Raw genomic sequence first — 14894 nt, 5'->3', positions numbered from 1 at the left:
CTCACCCCATGGATAATGGCGGAGAAACGACAAAATAGCAGATAATGCGCTACCGGAGAAATAAAGCAGGGTAATTAGCGTATTGTAGTGTTCTCCTGTAACAGGATTCCTTAATATAAGGATAAAATGGCACGTCTCTTAACAACCGCCTTAAACATAATCAATTTATCCGACCTTAAGGAGAAGAAAAATATAAATTACCTATTATCGTTACCATAAATTTATATTAAAAAAATCGATATACGCGATACCAGTCACATTATTTTTCTTTGCACAATAATTAATCACGCCTCACCTGAAATATAAACCTCGTTATCATTTATTAAAATAATATTTAGGGCTGATCTATCATAAATAATGACTTATAAGGCCAGCGACATTAGCGGAGAAAAGCACGCAAAGTTTAAAATTAGCGCCACCGCCGCCCTGGATGCGCTGCGCTTATCCGGGCTACCTTATCGTAGCCCGGATAAGGCGTAGCCGCATCCGGGAAAGCAGAGCGCTAAATCAGGCCGGGTACGGGTGAACCTGCCGCCAGTGGTCGGCTATCTGCTGGCGGGTGCAGACCCACACCCGGTCATGCTGACCAATATAATCGAGGAAACGCTGCAGAGCGCGAAAGCGACCTGGCCGCCCCAGCAGGCGGCAGTGCATGCCAACCGACATCATCTTCGGCGTTGTCTCTCCTTCCGCGTACAGCACATCAAAGCTGTCTTTCAGGTAGGTGTAAAACTGCTCGGCGGTGTTAAAGCCCTGGGCGGTGGCGAAGCGCATGTCGTTGGCGTCCAGGGTATAGGGAATGATCAGGTGCGGCTTTTCGCTGCCGTCACTACAGGTGACGCGGCTCCAGAACGGCAGATCGTCGCCGTAATAGTCGCTGTCATAGTCAAAGCCGCCGTGCTCCACCACCAGCTGGCGGGTATTGGGGCTGTCGCGGCCGGTATACCAGCCGGTCGGCGCTTTACCAAACAGATCGGTTAACACCTGCACCGCCTTGTGCAGGTGCGCGCGCTCCTGCTCGCTATCCATATTCTGATAGTGGATCCAGCGCCAGCCGTGGCTCACCACATCGTAATTCGCCGCTTTAATCGCCGCGACAATCTCCGGCTGGCGGGCCAGCGCCATCGCCACGCCGAACACCGTCAGCGGCAGCCCGCGCTTAACAAACTCCTGATGAATGCGCCAGAACCCGGCGCGGCTGCCGTATTCATACAGCGAATCCATCGACATATGCCGATCCGGGTAGCTGGCCGCGCCGATGATGTCGGAGAGAAACTGCTCCGATCCGGCGTCGCCGTGCAGGACGTGGTTTTCCGCCCCTTCTTCATAGTTCAGCACGAACTGTACCGCGATGCGCGCCTGCTGCGGCCACTGCGCATGGGGCGGCTTACCGGCATAGCCGCGCAGGTCGCGCGGATAGTTGTCGTCAAAATAGCTCATCTCTCTTCCTTACATTAAGTTGTGAAATTGACCGCTCAGCGCTTTGGCTTCCGGGAAGGCCAGGTCGCCCCGTTTGCTGGTGCCAAGGCCCAGCGCCACCAGCGACTCCACCATCTTTACCGCCGCGCTGACGCCGTCGATCACCGGCACCTGCAGCTCGTGGGTCAGCTCCTGCGCCAGCGTCGCCATACCGCCGCAGCCCAGCACAATCGCCCCGCTGCCATCCTCTTTCAGCGCCTGAATGCAGCGGGCGCGCACTCTCTCCTGCGCCAGGCCGCTGCCGTCCTCCAGCGCCAGCACCGGCAAATCGATAGCGTGCAGGGCGGCGCAATGGGCCTCAAACCCGTACTGCCGTAACAGATGGCGGGCGATGATCAGCGTGCGTGGCAGGGTGGTGACGATGGAAAAGCGGGTCGCCACCAGCGTCGCCATATGCATGGCGGCCTCGGCAATGCCAACCACCGGCCCCTGCGCCAGCTCACGCGCTGCCAGCAGTCCGGGGTCGCCAAAACAGGCGATAACGTGGCCGTCCACCCCCTGCTGCCGCCCGGCTTTAATCTGTTCGAGAACGCCAATCGCGGCGATGGCCTCGTCGAAATGGCCTTCAATAGAGGGCACGCCCTGGGTGGGGCAGACCGCCAGAATATCGGTACCCGGCGCGGCGACCGCCCGGGCGGCGTCGCCTATGGTCTGCGTCATCCCCTGGCTGGTGTTGGGGTTAATCACTTGTATACAGATGCCCGCCATTACGCCTCCTTATAGTCCGCAAACAGCCGGGCGAAATCGGGCAGGCAGACGCCCGCACGCTCAAAACAGAGGCTGGCGACAATATGTTCAAAATGGTGCGTCAGCGCCGCGCTGAGCGGCGCAAGCGCTTTCTGGCGCAGCAATGTGACCAGCTCGCTATGATCGTTGCAGCGACACCCCTGCCGCCACGGCGCGCCCCAGGCGGCAATCACCAGCGACGACCGCTGGCACAGGTGGGTCACCATGGCGGTAAGTACCGGGTTGGCAGAGATAGCCTGTAGCTGAATATGAAAATCGGCGGAGTGGCGGATGGCCGCCGGGCCGTCGCCTGCCTCGTGGGCTTGCTGCTCCTGGCGAATCAGCGCCTCCAGCGCGGCAAGATGCGGCGGCTGGCAGCGGGCAAGAATATCCGGCAGATTAGCCACCTCCAGCAGGGCACGGGTACGGAAAACCGCCTGCGCCTCTTCCACCGTCGGGCTGGCGACCTGTGCACCACGTTTGGGCGTTAAGGTGACCATTTGCACAGCGGCGAGACGTTGCAGCACTTTACGGATGCCGGTACGGCTTACGCCAAACACCTCCGCCAGCGCCTCCTCCGGTAATTTGCTCCCCGGCAGAAGCTGATGTTCGACAATCGCCGTCATCAGCGCCTGGTAGATGTTTTCGTCCTTATCCTGCACGGCTGGCGCGGCCTGCGGGCTTTTTTTATTCACCATTCACTACTCCGGTTTTTTACTTTTCCGCATCGTTCCGTATACAGAAAATTCATTTATTGGATACAAAGCCAACCATTCTGGCCTGAATCCTGCACCTGCCTGTCGACTCCCTTTCAACGGGCTTTCATTCACAGGAGCAGGTTTCATGCCAAATACAGAAACACATCCGCTTAATGCCGCTGACGCCGGTGCAGGCTACAGCCCGCGGCTTTGTAATGACGATCTGGCCCCTACGCGGGATCAGAACTGGAGCTGGTACAACATCTTCTCTTTCTGGATGTCCGACGTGCACAGCATGGGGGGCTATGTGGTGGCGGCGAGCTTCTTCACCCTCGGGCTGGCAAGCTGGCAGGTGCTGCTCTGCCTGCTGGTGGGAATTTGTATCGTGCAGCTCTGCGCCAACCTGGTGGCGAAGCCCAGCCAGATGGCGGGGGTGCCGTACGCGGTTATCTGCCGACAGGCGTTCGGCGTGTTCGGGGCCAATATTCCGGCGGTGATCCGCGGGCTTATCGCCTTTGCCTGGTACGGTATCCAGACCTATCTGGCGGCCAACGCCCTGATGCTGGTACTGCTGAAATTCTGGCCCGCTCTGACGCCGCTGACCGAGGGGTCGCTGCTTGGCCTGTCGCATCTTGGCTGGCTGTGTTTTGCCATCATGTGGGTATTGCAGGCGATGGTTTTCTGGCACGGCATGAGCGCCATCAAGCGCTTTATTGATATCGCGGGGCCGGCGGTCTACGTGGTGATGCTGGCGCTGGCGGGCTGGATTGTATACAAAACCGGGATCGACGGGATCTCCTTCACCCTCGCCAGTAAATCCCTGACCGCCGGAGAGCAGACCTGGCAGATGATCACCGCCACCGCGCTGGTGGTCTCTTATTTCTCCGGGCCGCTGCTCAACTTTGGCGACTTCTCCCGCTACGGCAAAAGCATGGGCGAAATCCGCCGCGGCAACCGCTGGGGGCTGCCGTTCAACTTCCTGCTCTTCTCGCTGGTGACCGTGGTGATTGTCTCCGGCACCCAGTCGCTGTTTGGCCGTATGATCACCGACCCTATCGAGACCGTAAGCCGGGTGGGCAACGACCTGGCGGTGGCGATTGGCCTGCTGACCATGATTACCGCCACCATCGGCATTAATATCGTCGCCAACTTCGTCTCGCCCGCCTTTGATTTCTCTAACTGTTCGCCGCAGAAAATCAGTTTCCGTACCGGGGGGATGATCGCCGCCATCGGCTCGATCCTGCTGACGCCGTGGAACCTGTTCAACTCGCCGGAGCTTATCCACTACACCCTGGACGTGCTCGGCGCGTTTATCGGCCCGCTGTTCGGCATCCTGATCGCTGACTTTTACCTGATCAAGCGCGGCCAGGTGTCGGTAGACGATCTCTTTGACGACACGCCGAAAGGGAAATACTGGTATCGCAACGGCTTTAACCCGAAAGCCATCGCCGCGCTGGTGCCCTCCGTCGCCGTGGGGCTGGTGATCAGCTTTATTCCGGCGCTGCACGAGGTCGCCAACTTTAGCTGGTTTATCGGCGTGCTGCTGGGGGGCGTCACCTACCGCTGGCTGGCCCGTGACGAACGCGCCGTCGCCGCCTCACGCTTCCCCGCGCAGGTTGCGCCGCAAAAAGAGTGATCCTCTCGCCGCGACACGCCGTCGCGGCGGTTAACTGGCACCGCTTTTGCTTTATTATTTTTCCGAGGGAACTGACTAAGGTTGTAATGATGATTGACTACCATGCCGCCGTGCGCGGCGCGCTTTTTGATATCAGAGACGTCTGCGACAGTGCCGATGAGATTGCCCGCCAGGCGCGCTACCTTGATGACGGGCTGCTGTTTATCCGCGACGGGCGCATCGCCGCGCGCATGAGCTGGCAGGAGGGCGAGCAGTATCTTGACCCGCAAAAAGGCTATACCGACCTGCGCGGTCACATTCTGCTGCCAGGTTTTGTCGATGCCCACATTCACTACCCGCAGACCGAGATGATCGGCGCGTTCGGCGAGCAGCTGCTGGAGTGGCTCTCTACCTATACCTTCCCGGTGGAGAGCCAGTTTGCCGACCCGGCCTACGCGGCGGAGATCGCGCAGTTTTTTATCGACCAGTTGCTGAGCCACGGCACTACCACCGCGATGGTCTTCTGCACCCTGCACCCGGAGTCGGTCAACGCCCTGCTAACCGAAGCCTTAAAGCGCGATATGCGACTGATTGCCGGTAAGGTGATGATGGACCGCCATGCGCCGGACTACCTCACCGAAACCGCCGAACAGAGCTACCGGCAAACCCGCGAGCTTATCCAGCGCTGGCAGCACCAGGGGCGGCTGGGCTACGCCATTACGCCGCGCTTCGCCCCCACCTCTACCCCCGAACTGCTCGATGCGGTTCGCCGCCTGCGGGAGGAGTTCCCTGACACCTGGCTGCAAACGCACCTTAGCGAGAACCCTAACGAAGTAGCGTGGGTTAACGACCTCTGGCCGGAGCATGCGCGTTACCTGGATGTCTATCACCACTACCAGCTTACCGGCGAGCGCAGCGTGTTCGCCCACGGGATCCACCTCCACGCCGATGAGTGGCAGTGTCTGCACGATACCGGCTCTGCGGTGGCGTTCTGCCCCACCTCCAATCTGTTTCTTGGCAGCGGGCTGTTCCGCCTGCCCGCCTGCTGGCGGCATAAGGTACGTATGGGGATCGGCACCGACGTTGGGGCGGGAACCACATTCAGCATGCTGCGCACGCTGGGGGAGGCGTACAAGGTGGGGCAGTTGCAAAGCTATCGCCTGCGCGCCAGCGAAGCGTTTTATCACGCGACGCTTGGCGGGGCGCACGCCCTGCGGCTGGACGATAAGATTGGCAATTTCGCCGTCGGCAAAGAGGCGGATTTTATCGCTATCGACCCGGCGGTGACGCCGTTGCAGCGCCTGCGGGTCGAGCGCTGTAAGGATGTTTATGAGACGCTGTTTGTGCTGATGACCTTAGGCGACGAGCGTAATATCCGTGAGACATGGATAAACGGGCAGCGCGCCTGGGCCGCCTCAGCTACCCCGGTAGGTTGACCAGCCGCCGGGGGCTATCAAAAAACGGCAGGTGGAAATGCCCCTCTGCCGTTTCCGCCACCGTAAAATCAATCTGCGCGCAGGGAAAAATCGTCGTAATGCCCTGTGCGGCAAACCACGCCCCGGTCTGCGCCACCAGGCGGTATTGCCCCGGCGTTAACGACGCCAGCGCGCTGATTCGCCCGTTGGCATCGGTGCTCCCTTCGGCGATAACCGTTTCACCGCGCAGGAGAATCACCTTAACCCCCTGCGCCGGTTTGCCTGTTGAAATAGCCAGAATATGGGTGCTGAGAGTGCTCATTGTCCGATTGTTCCTTCCAGTCGTAATAAGGTGATGTCCCGTAACTCCCCCAGCGCCCGGGCCGTCTCTTCGGCGTCGCTGAGGGTCAGCCGCTGCGCCAGCGCCTGTAAAATCTCCTCACCGCTGCGCCCTTTGGCGCGAATCAAAAAGACCCGGCCAAAGCGCGCCTCATAGCGCGCGTTTGCCGCTTTCAGGGCCTGCGCCAGCGCGACATCATCGGCATTGACCGAGGCCTGCTCCTGGCGCGAGAGCGCGGCGTGGCGCTGCTCGCCCGTCGGCTTTTCGCCGATCCGTGGATGGGCGCTCAGTGCCTGTTCCAGTTCGGCGCGGCCCCATGTTTGCGTCAGTTCGCGCGCGGCATGATGCAGCGCGCTCAGGTCAGCGTAAGGGCGCCCGGCCGCCAGCGCCTGCGTCCACGCGGGAATAGCCACGCAGGGTTGCAGCAGCGCGCGGGCGGCGTCCTCCGCCAGCAGGTTAAAGTGACTCAGCGCGATCATCACGGCTCCCTTTTACGACCACAACGGCCTCGTGTTCTTGCGGAATAATATAGTTCAGCACAATCGCCACCAGCCCGCCGCAGGTGGCCGCCGAGCCAAACAGGTTACCGATAAGCGGCGGAAAGTGGGACAAAAAGGCCGGTACGGCTTCCACGCCCATGCCGAAGCCAAACGCCAGGCCGACAATCAGCATGTCGCGGCGGGTAAGCGGGTTCTGGGTGATGATTCGAATACCTGCCGCCACCACGCAGCCGAACATCACCATCGTCGCGCCCCCCAGCACCGGCAACGGGATCTGCCGCAGCACCTCGCCAAACGGCGGAAACAGCCCCAGTAGGATCAGAATCACCCCGATATAGCGGCCAACAAAGCGGCTGGCGACGCCGGTCATCTGGATTACGCCATTGTTCTGCGCGAACGTGGTATTAGGAAAGGCGCAGAGCATGGCGGCCACCATACAACTGATGCCGTCGGCCAGAATCCCGCCTTTCAGCCGTGAGCGAAAAGCGCCGTCTTCAATCGACTGCCGGGAGATGAGGCAGTTGGCGGTAAGGTCGCCCACCGCCTCCAGGATGCAGACCAGCGAAACCAGCGCAATGGGCAGGAAAATAGCGCCGTTAAAGTTAAAGCCAAACGGGAACAGCGCCGGGATGCGAAACCAGGCTTCACCGACGCCGCTGAAATGGAACTGGCCGGTGAATGCGGCGGCAATGCAGCCCACCGCGATACCCACCACCACCGACGAGAGGCGCAGCCAGCGGTTTTTGGCGCAGCTCAGCACCACGATAACCGCCAGCGTACCCGCGCCGAGGGCGATGTTGCTCATGCTGCCGAACGCGGCCGATTTCTCGCCGCCGCACCAGTTAAGCACGCTCACTTTAATCAGGCTGATGCCGATAAGCGCAATCACGCTGCCGGTAATAATCGGCGTAAAAATGCGCTTTAACGGTTCGATAAAGCGGCTGACCACCACCGGCACCAGCGCGGCAACGAAATTAACGCCAAAGAGCATCGCCATCACATCCTGCGGCGTGCCCCCCTGCGCTTTGACCCACATGCCTCCGGCAATGGCCACCCCCAGAAAAGCGAAGCTGGTGCCCTGCATGCAGATCATCCCCGCGCCGATTCCCCATACCCGGTTAGACTGCAAAAAGGTGCCAATTCCCGACGCCAGCAGCGACATGCTGATGAGATAAGGCATCCACTCCCCCAGCCCCAGCGTCGCGCCAATGATCAGCGGCGGCGTAATAATGCCGACCAGCCCCGCCAGTACGTGCTGCAGAGCGCTAAAGAAAGCCGGAAGCGGCGGAATACGCTGCTCCAGACCGTACAATAAAGAGCTGTTCTTTTCATCAGACATGGCGGTGACATCCCGTAGTAAGCAAAGGTGGTGGGTCTGATGCACAAAGCAGGCCAGAGTCGGCAAAGCCGCGCCCCGGCGTGAAACTTTAGATTCTTCATTGCTTTTCAGGAAATTTTTGATTCATAAAAAGGCACGTTTCACGGTGCCTTGCACCATAACTGCGCAGCCGGACGGTGAACGGGCCGGAAAACAGGCGTTGCGAACCTGGTACGCAAATTGCTGACCTCCAGAACACGTTATAAAAAGGAGAGAGCAATGAAAGCACTGGTTATCGGCGCCGGGATCGGCGGGCTGAGCGCGGCGGCGGCCTTACAGCAGGCGGGCATTGAGTGCGAGGTGTTCGAGGCGGTGAAAGAGATCAAGCCGGTGGGCGCCGCCATCTCTGTCTGGCCCAACGGCGTAAAATGTATGCGCCATCTCGGCATGGGCGACATTATGGAGACCTACGGCGGGCCGATGCGCTTTATGGCCTATAAGGATTACCGCCGGGGCGATACCCTGACGCAGTTCAGCCTCGCGCCGCTGGTTGCGCGCACCGGCGGCCGCCCCTGCCCGGTGTCGCGCACGGAGCTACAGCGTGAAATGCTCAACCACTGGGGGCGCGACAAGGTGCAGTTCGGCAAGCGGGTGGCAAGCGCGCAGGAGACCGCCGACGGCGTGCAGGTGTGGTTTACCGACGGCACTCATGCCCACGGCGATATGGTGATAGCCGCCGACGGCAGCCATTCGGCCCTGCGTCCGTTCGTGCTGGGCTATACGCCGGAACGCCGCTACGCGGGCTACGTCAACTGGAACGGCCTGGTGGAGATTGATGAAGCCATCGCCCCGGCCGAGCAGTGGACCACCTTCGTTGGCGAAGGCAAGCGGGTATCGCTGATGCCGGTCTCCGACGGGCGCTTTTACTTCTTCTTTGATGTGCCGCTGCCTGCCGGTCTGGCGGAAGATCGCAGCACCCTGCGCGCTGACCTGACCCGCTACTTTAGCGGCTGGGCGCCGCCGGTGCAGCGGCTGATCGCGGCGTTAAACCCGCAAACCACTAACCGCATTGAAATCCATGATATCGAACCCTTCGACAGGCTGGTGCGCGGGCGGGTGGCGTTACTGGGCGATGCCGGCCACAGCACCACGCCGGATATCGGCCAGGGGGGCTGCGCGGCGATGGAGGATGCGGTAGTGCTGGGAGAGTGCGTTAAACGCCACGCCGACATCGACGAGGCGCTTCGCCAGTATGAAGCGCAGCGCTGCGACCGGGTACGTGACCTGGTGCTGAAAGCCCGCAAGCGCTGCGATATCACCCACGGCAAGAATATGGCGCTGACCCAGGCGTGGTATCAGGAGCTCAGCGAGGAGACCGGCGAGCGCATTATCAACGGCCTGTGCGAAACCATTCAGGGCGGCCCGCTGGGCTAACGCCCCACGCTCTGCATCTCCTCCAGCACCAGGGTCAGTTTCTGAATCGCCATCTGCGCCGGGCGGGAAAGCTGGCGGGATGGCGCGGCGCACAGCGCCAGGGTCAGCGGCCGTAGCAGCTTATTGCGCAGCGGCACAAAGGCCAGTTCGCCACGCTGCACCTCATCCAGCACGTCCAGCAGGCTGAGCACCGTCACCCCACCCCGTCGGACCAGCGATTTAATCAGCCGGATATCGTTGCAGCTGATGCTGTTGGTCGGCGCGAAGTCGTAGTGACGGTACAACAGGCCGACGCGATCGTGAACGATCAGCGGCGCGCCGGGCAGTATATGCCGCTCCTCGCTCAGCTCCGCGGGCGACAGCGCCGTCGCGCCTGCCAGCGGATGATCCGCGGACAGCACCACCCCCATCGCCAGCTCAACAAACGCCAGCACGTTCAGCCCCGCCTGGCCCTGCGGGTCGAGGATCAGGCCGAAGTCGAGATCGGCCCGGCGCACGTTTTCGCTGACGGTATGGCTGTCCGCCACTTGCAGCACCAGTTCCAGCCACGGCTGGCTGGCGATGATATCCGCCAGCGCCGAGGCAAAGCATCCCTCCGCCAGCGCCTGCACCATCCCCACGCTGACCGTGCCGCGTTTTAGCCCCTGTAGCTCGTCAAACTTCTGACGGGTGAGCTGGAACTCTTTCTGCCAGCGCAGCAGATTGTCGTAAAACAGCTCCCCCGCCGTGGTCATTCGCAGCCCGTCAGGCAGCCGCTCAAACAGCGGCGTACCAAAGTGCTCCTCCGCCTGCAGGATCTGCCGGTTAATGGCCGACGCCGAAATATGCAGCTGCTCCGCCGCCCGGCGCAGGCTACCGCTGCGGGCGACTTCGGCGAAATAGAGCGCAAAGCGGGAAAATGGACTCATGGGGCACCTGTACACATTTTTGCAACGGGTAAGTGAATTCTTGCTGATGGATGTGAACACCCTAATGTGACAACAATAAATTTACAACAAATAAACAATGACCTTCTGTGAGCAGGAATAACGACCATGAAAACACCTTTTCCCACCCCGCCCGCCCACTGCACTTTTGAGCCGGACGACTGGCTGCGCCTGGCAAAATGCTGGCATCCCGTCGCCCGCGCCTGTGATATCGGCCCCGCCCCGGTAAAAGCGACGCTGCTGGATGAACAGCTGGTTATCTACCGCGTAAAGGGCCAGGTAGTGGTTGCGAAAGATGTCTGCCCGCACCGCGGCGTGCCGCTGACGCTCGGCTTTCATGATGAAGAGGGGATTGTTTGCCCCTACCACGGCCTGCGCTTCGGCGAGGATGGCCGCTGTAACCGCATCCCCTCCAGCCCCGACCAGCCGGTTCCGGCGAAGCTCAACCTCACCAGTTTTGCGGTTGAGGAGCGCTACGGCCTGATCTGGACCTGCCTGGCGTTCGATCCGCAGGATCCCCAGCCGTTGCCCACCATGCCCCACTGGCATGACGACGGCTTTCAGCAGATTAACTGCCCCGCGTTTGAGGTGAACGGCTTTGCCGGACGCCAGGTGGAGGGCTTTCTCGACGTCGCCCACTTCGCCTGGATCCACACCGATACCTTCGCCGATCCGGATAATCAGGTGGTGCCGGACTACAACCCGCAGGAGACCGGGTTTGGCTTTATCGCCGATTACTGGAGTTCAGTAGGCAACTACCCGGCCAGTTCAGAATTCCGCGCCCCGGAAGGGTTCCAGTGGCTGCGCCATTTCGAAATGCACCTGCCGTTTACCGCCACGCTGACCATCCATTTCCCCGGCGAGGCGCGGCTGGTGATCATGAATGCGGCCTCGCCGGTCTCCTCCCGGGTGACCCGCATGTTCGCGCCGATTGCGCGTAATTTTGACCTGCATGTTCCCGTCGAGGAGGTGCACGCCTTTAACCTGCGCGTCTTCGAAGAGGATCGCCTGATGGTGGAGACGCAGCGCCCGGAGCGGTTACCGCTGGACCTGACGCTGGAGGCGCATATTCCCGCCGACAGAAGCTCCATTGCCTACCGCCGCGGCCTGAAAAAAATGGGCTTTGGCGACTTTTTCCTCGTCTAAGGAGCAGCGTATGAGCGACGTGCTGAGCGTGGTGGTTGACGGCATCTGGCGGCAGGGCGACAGGAACCTTGCGGTGCGGCTGGTGACGGAAAACGGCGCTGCCCTTCCCGGCTGGCAGCCGGGGGCGCATATTGACGTGCATCTTCCCTGCGGCCTGATCCGCCAGTATTCACTGACCGGCGACGCGGCCCGGGCCGAAAGCTACCTGATCTGTGTTGCCCAGGAGGGCGCATCGCGCGGCGGCTCGCGCTATATCCACGAGACCCTGCGGCCAGGGCAGAAACTGCTGATTTCTCCCCCGCGCAATCTGTTCACGCTGCATGAAGATGAACCGGTTATTCTGCTGGCTGCCGGGATAGGCATCACGCCGCTTTACGCCATGCTGCTGCGCCTGGAGGCCGCTGGCCGCCCCTTCGCTCTGCACTACTTTGTGAAGCATCGCGGCAGCGCCGCGTTTTTGCCCGAGCTGACGCGCCCATTTAACCACGGCGTCTGCGTGGTGCACTGCTCCGCAGAAGGCCAAAGCCCACGTAACACGCTCGCTGAGATTTTGCCCGGTCCGGATAGCTGGCGGCATCTCTACGTTTGCGGGCCGGTCGGTTTTATGGCGGCGGTGAGAGACGCCGGGGCGGCAAAAGGCTGGCCGGAGGAACGCATCCACAGCGAAGCCTTTCAGCCCGTTGCGCCGCCCGTGGCGCTGGGCGAAGAGACCTTTACCGTTACGCTGGCCTCAAGCGGGGAGTCGTGGCCGGTGCCAGCGGGTCAGAGCATTGCCCGCGTCCTGCAGGACCACGGCGTGGCGGTGCCGCTCTCCTGTGAAATGGGAATTTGCGGCGCTTGCCTGACCCCGGTGATTGATGGCACGGTGGATCACCGCGACACGGTCCAGTCGGAGGCCGAAAAATCCGCCAGCGCGCAGCAAATAGCCTTATGCTGCTCCCGTAGCCGTTCCGCCAGATTAGTGATTGACTTATGAGTGCGCTATTGCTCAGCAGGAATAAGCGCGCCGGGAAATATATGCACGGGAATTATTGAATGCAAAAAATAAGGCACCTGACGGTGCCTTGGGCAGACCATTAATAACCTGAAAAACCACAGGGTATTATCAGATAACTTAACTCATGCTCTCATCCCCGGAAGGGGAGGCGCCTTTAAGCAATTGTTCTGCCTCGCGAATGCGCAGTATTCTCCTTTCATCTACCGCCTCGTCCGCAGTATGCCTGAGCGTATCAAGCAGGCTATCCCGGGTTATCTCCGCTCCGTTGAAGATATGGCTAATAACGGCTTCGCCTATCGCGATATAACCTTTATCGTCTTCATCAACAGACACAACGAATATCTCCTCTGGCAGCAAGTTAACGTTATAGTTGAATCATAATAAGTATAACAGCAACCGGGAAATAACAAGTTTTATTAAATCGACACAATTAAGGGGGTTATTTGTCCGCGCTGACAATTATTGCATTTTATTCATAATCAGACGGCGTGCCGCTTCGAACAGCGCAATATCGGCCGCAGAGCAGGCTTGTTGCTCCCAGCTCCACAGGGTTTTGACAATATTAGACGGGGTAACAGAATCTCGGGTATTTAACAGGTACACAGAAGCCTTGCCGATAAGAGCAAGCGTTTTCGGGTCGGCATTGTCAGAACGCTTCAAAACATCTCCATAAAACATCTCTCCTGCGACCAGCCGGGCGCATCAAAAACGAGGGGTATCACGTCCGGAGCAGGTCAAACGGTTTACGGCGCACCCCGGCGTCAGTGCTTTTTAACATCCGGGGCGGGGGGATCGCTGTTAAAGCTAGTCCGATCGTCGGCACGCGCATGCCACAGCACTTTTTTCTCCGCCGTTTTGCGCAGGTGCGCTTTTTGATAAACCTCGCCGATCGCCGCCTGAATAGCCTCCCGCCGCGCGGCGCTCTCTTCCAGCAGCAGATCCTCTTTCAGCTGCGTTACCAGCGAAGCAACCGAGATGGGCTTATCCGCTTCAACCAGTTCAAGGATTGCCTCACCCATCACAACATCCACCAGTCGTTCTTTGAAGTTCTTTAACATAATCGTACCTCTCTTCCTGGCTGCGTGGCATCTGTTAGTGAAAGCGGGCTACCGGGCCCGCTTCGACATGATTAACCGCAGAACATCCGCATAATGTGCCTTCTGCTGCAGATCGGACGCTTCTTCAATGTACACAGCGATCCTGAGTGTGATATGCGCCAGCGTAACGGCCTGGCCTGCCTGCATCAGTTCCATGACAATCGCGCCAAGCGTCTGTTCACAGCTCGCTTCGACATTCCCGCCCGGCGCTTCACCGCTATTACATTTTTCTATAGAAGAATTTGCCATATTTACGCCATACAAGAAAATATCATATACACATGCTCAACGTAAGGGATACGCAAGCGCAGCGCTTTTATATCCCTGTGCTCGCCAAACGTGATGAGCTCCTGCGCTCAGAACACCTCGGGTGTTACAGAGGCCTGGCAAATGAAGCGTATTGTGAAACAAAATTCCGCGGAATGATAACTTTTCCTTTGCTAATTCATAAATGACCTTTTTGCTGACACATACTGAAACGTTAACAGCATACTCACCTCCCTATTTTCTCAGCGGAAAATTTATTATCAGCTGTTGCTTTTATTGCATTTTGCGCAATACCAGCTTTCGCGCTGCGGCAAGAATAATTTTATGCCCGGCATCAGCTGTTTTTTCCTCTTCAAACTTAAGAAGCTGGCTCAGCTCACGTGCGGTCACCGGCTTATTATTGCGGATAAGCCAGGTGGCGGCTAAGCCTATTGCTTCACTTATTTTTTCTTCGTCAGTTAACTCATCTTTCTTTATTGTCAATTACCCTCCGGTAAAATCGATAGCGATAAGGTAATAAAAATGGATAGCCATGTGACACCGCCTCAGGCAGTGACGAAAGTGTGTCAGGCAATAAGCCTGCTAAGATGGGGGCCGTGCAGACTTATCTTTTCGCTTTGTCAGAAGAGGCGTGTTGAGCGGGGGCGTCTAAAAATGGGGTGTCAGATTCGCCCCAGCTATTATGCTCAGCCGATTTCGGGTTAATTTGCTGACTTACCTCTTGTGCGGACTGCAATATCCTGCGCCCGGACATGATATTAACGATTTTTTCATCGTTGCTTTCCTCCTCGGCGTCTCGCGTCAACATATTCATCAATGACTGTTGGGAGATCTTTTCGTTGCGATAAATATGGGTAATAACCGCCTCTCCGATAGCGACATACCCTTTCATTTCATCATCAAGTTCTGACATATATTCTCCTTTGATTGGGTTTC

17 protein-coding genes and 1 pseudogene are annotated in these 14894 nt (G+C 59.0%); 5 read left to right on the top strand and 13 right to left on the bottom strand.

Annotated elements, in window-relative coordinates:
- Positions 1-507 precede the first annotated feature (507 nt).
- From puuE to ENTHG_RS13550, 3 genes are read right to left on the bottom strand one after another with little or no spacing between them, the layout of a single operon-like run.
- A complete protein-coding gene (puuE, locus tag ENTHG_RS13560) occupies positions 508-1440 on the bottom strand; it encodes an allantoinase PuuE (RefSeq protein ID WP_044180491.1) in 933 nt (310 codons plus the stop codon).
- A 9-nt stretch (positions 1441-1449) separates the two neighbouring features.
- Positions 1450-2187 carry an allantoin racemase gene (gene hpxA / locus ENTHG_RS13555; protein WP_044180489.1) on the bottom strand — a complete coding sequence of 246 codons (738 nt, stop codon included), beginning with the start codon at positions 2185-2187 and terminating at the stop codon, positions 1450-1452.
- Complete coding sequence (locus tag ENTHG_RS13550; RefSeq protein WP_044180488.1) at positions 2187-2903, bottom strand: GntR family transcriptional regulator; 717 nt, start codon at positions 2901-2903, stop codon at positions 2187-2189. The genes hpxA and ENTHG_RS13550 overlap by 1 nt, the downstream gene beginning before the upstream one ends.
- 145 nt (positions 2904-3048) lie before the next feature.
- Between ENTHG_RS13550 and ENTHG_RS13545 the strand changes: the two genes are divergently transcribed.
- Positions 3049-4539, top strand: coding sequence for an NCS1 family nucleobase:cation symporter-1 (locus ENTHG_RS13545; RefSeq protein ID WP_044180487.1), 1491 nt, complete (start codon positions 3049-3051; stop codon positions 4537-4539).
- 86 nt (positions 4540-4625) lie between these two features.
- Positions 4626-5954 (top strand): guanine deaminase, encoded by a 1329-nt coding sequence (guaD, locus tag ENTHG_RS13540; RefSeq protein ID WP_071825879.1) that lies wholly within the window; start codon positions 4626-4628, stop codon positions 5952-5954.
- On the opposite strand, the pseudogene uraH reads toward guaD, so the two are convergent.
- From uraH to ENTHG_RS13525, 3 genes and pseudogenes are all read right to left on the bottom strand, one after another.
- Positions 5934-6255: pseudogene (gene uraH / locus ENTHG_RS13535) on the bottom strand (hydroxyisourate hydrolase). The gene guaD and the pseudogene uraH sit on opposite strands and share 21 nt — an antisense overlap.
- On the bottom strand, positions 6252-6752 hold the full coding sequence (gene uraD, locus ENTHG_RS13530; protein WP_044180485.1) for a 2-oxo-4-hydroxy-4-carboxy-5-ureidoimidazoline decarboxylase: 501 nt from the start codon (positions 6750-6752) through the stop codon (positions 6252-6254). The pseudogene uraH and the gene uraD overlap by 4 nt, the downstream one beginning before the upstream one ends.
- A complete protein-coding gene (locus ENTHG_RS13525) occupies positions 6730-8112 on the bottom strand; it encodes a nucleobase:cation symporter-2 family protein (protein WP_044180483.1) in 1383 nt (460 codons plus the stop codon). The genes uraD and ENTHG_RS13525 overlap by 23 nt, the downstream gene beginning before the upstream one ends.
- Positions 8113-8370: 258 nt before the next feature.
- On the opposite strand from ENTHG_RS13525, the gene hpxO reads away from it, so the two are divergent.
- The gene (gene hpxO / locus ENTHG_RS13520) at positions 8371-9525 is read left to right on the top strand and encodes an FAD-dependent urate hydroxylase HpxO (RefSeq protein ID WP_044180482.1); all 1155 of its coding nucleotides are present in this window, start codon (positions 8371-8373) and stop codon (positions 9523-9525) included.
- On the opposite strand, the gene hpxR is transcribed toward hpxO, so the two are convergent.
- Entirely contained in the window at positions 9522-10433 is a 912-nt protein-coding gene (gene hpxR, locus ENTHG_RS13515; protein WP_044180480.1) for a LysR family hpxDE operon transcriptional regulator HpxR, read from the bottom strand. The genes hpxO and hpxR overlap by 4 nt on opposite strands.
- Before the next feature lie 126 nt (positions 10434-10559).
- Here hpxR and hpxD point away from each other — a divergent pair, with 126 nt between their 5' ends.
- Both hpxD and ENTHG_RS13505 read left to right on the top strand, forming a co-directional pair.
- On the top strand, positions 10560-11597 hold the full coding sequence (hpxD, locus tag ENTHG_RS13510) for a molybdenum cofactor-independent xanthine hydroxylase subunit HpxD (protein ID WP_044180479.1): 1038 nt from the start codon (positions 10560-10562) through the stop codon (positions 11595-11597).
- Positions 11598-11607: 10 nt separating this feature from the next.
- Positions 11608-12573 (top strand): PDR/VanB family oxidoreductase, encoded by a 966-nt coding sequence (locus ENTHG_RS13505; RefSeq protein ID WP_044180478.1) that lies wholly within the window; start codon positions 11608-11610, stop codon positions 12571-12573.
- Between the two features lie 138 nt (positions 12574-12711).
- Here the strand turns inward: ENTHG_RS13505 and ENTHG_RS13500 are convergent, their stop codons facing one another.
- The 6 genes from ENTHG_RS13500 to ENTHG_RS13475 form a co-directional block, all read right to left on the bottom strand.
- Positions 12712-12927 carry a hypothetical protein gene (locus ENTHG_RS13500; RefSeq protein WP_044180476.1) on the bottom strand — a complete coding sequence of 72 codons (216 nt, stop codon included), beginning with the start codon at positions 12925-12927 and terminating at the stop codon, positions 12712-12714.
- 126 nt (positions 12928-13053) lie between these two features.
- A complete protein-coding gene (locus tag ENTHG_RS13495; RefSeq protein WP_044180475.1) occupies positions 13054-13272 on the bottom strand; it encodes a hypothetical protein in 219 nt (72 codons plus the stop codon).
- A gap of 83 nt (positions 13273-13355) precedes the next feature.
- Positions 13356-13652: a hypothetical protein gene (locus ENTHG_RS13490; protein ID WP_044180473.1), complete on the bottom strand. Its 297-nt coding sequence runs from the start codon at positions 13650-13652 to the stop codon at positions 13356-13358.
- Positions 13653-13700: 48 nt separating this feature from the next.
- Positions 13701-13940 (bottom strand): biofilm development regulator YmgB/AriR family protein, encoded by a 240-nt coding sequence (locus ENTHG_RS13485; RefSeq protein WP_044180471.1) that lies wholly within the window; start codon positions 13938-13940, stop codon positions 13701-13703.
- 291 nt (positions 13941-14231) lie between these two features.
- Positions 14232-14441, bottom strand: coding sequence for a hypothetical protein (locus ENTHG_RS13480; RefSeq protein ID WP_044180469.1), 210 nt, complete (start codon positions 14439-14441; stop codon positions 14232-14234).
- Between the two features lie 121 nt (positions 14442-14562).
- Positions 14563-14871, bottom strand: coding sequence for a hypothetical protein (locus ENTHG_RS13475; RefSeq protein WP_044180468.1), 309 nt, complete (start codon positions 14869-14871; stop codon positions 14563-14565).
- Positions 14872-14894 lie beyond the last annotated feature (23 nt).

Source organism: Phytobacter massiliensis JC163 (genome assembly GCF_000321045.1).
In the GTDB taxonomy this organism is placed as follows: Bacteria; Pseudomonadota; Gammaproteobacteria; order Enterobacterales; family Enterobacteriaceae; genus Phytobacter_A; species Phytobacter_A massiliensis.
The sequence above is the reverse complement of the archived record's forward strand: the minus strand, read 5'-3'. Positions and strand labels throughout refer to the sequence as shown.

Bases quoted from the DNA above. Each gene is read 5' to 3' on its own strand.
- puuE (WP_044180491.1), bottom strand. From the start codon at position 1,440: ATGAGCTATTTTGACGACAACTATCCGCGCGACCTGCGCGGCTATGCC.
- hpxA (WP_044180489.1), bottom strand. From the start codon at position 2,187: ATGGCGGGCATCTGTATACAAGTGATTAACCCCAACACCAGCCAGGGG.
- ENTHG_RS13550 (WP_044180488.1), bottom strand. From the start codon at position 2,903: ATGGTGAATAAAAAAAGCCCGCAGGCCGCGCCAGCCGTGCAGGATAAG.
- ENTHG_RS13545 (WP_044180487.1), top strand. From the start codon at position 3,049: ATGCCAAATACAGAAACACATCCGCTTAATGCCGCTGACGCCGGTGCA.
- guaD (WP_071825879.1), top strand. From the start codon at position 4,626: ATGATGATTGACTACCATGCCGCCGTGCGCGGCGCGCTTTTTGATATC.
- uraD (WP_044180485.1), bottom strand. From the start codon at position 6,752: ATGATCGCGCTGAGTCACTTTAACCTGCTGGCGGAGGACGCCGCCCGC.
- ENTHG_RS13525 (WP_044180483.1), bottom strand. From the start codon at position 8,112: ATGTCTGATGAAAAGAACAGCTCTTTATTGTACGGTCTGGAGCAGCGT.
- hpxO (WP_044180482.1), top strand. From the start codon at position 8,371: ATGAAAGCACTGGTTATCGGCGCCGGGATCGGCGGGCTGAGCGCGGCG.
- hpxR (WP_044180480.1), bottom strand. From the start codon at position 10,433: ATGAGTCCATTTTCCCGCTTTGCGCTCTATTTCGCCGAAGTCGCCCGC.
- hpxD (WP_044180479.1), top strand. From the start codon at position 10,560: ATGAAAACACCTTTTCCCACCCCGCCCGCCCACTGCACTTTTGAGCCG.
- ENTHG_RS13505 (WP_044180478.1), top strand. From the start codon at position 11,608: ATGAGCGACGTGCTGAGCGTGGTGGTTGACGGCATCTGGCGGCAGGGC.
- ENTHG_RS13495 (WP_044180475.1), bottom strand. From the start codon at position 13,272: ATGTTTTATGGAGATGTTTTGAAGCGTTCTGACAATGCCGACCCGAAA.
- ENTHG_RS13490 (WP_044180473.1), bottom strand. From the start codon at position 13,652: ATGTTAAAGAACTTCAAAGAACGACTGGTGGATGTTGTGATGGGTGAG.
- ENTHG_RS13485 (WP_044180471.1), bottom strand. From the start codon at position 13,940: ATGGCAAATTCTTCTATAGAAAAATGTAATAGCGGTGAAGCGCCGGGC.
- ENTHG_RS13475 (WP_044180468.1), bottom strand. From the start codon at position 14,871: ATGTCAGAACTTGATGATGAAATGAAAGGGTATGTCGCTATCGGAGAG.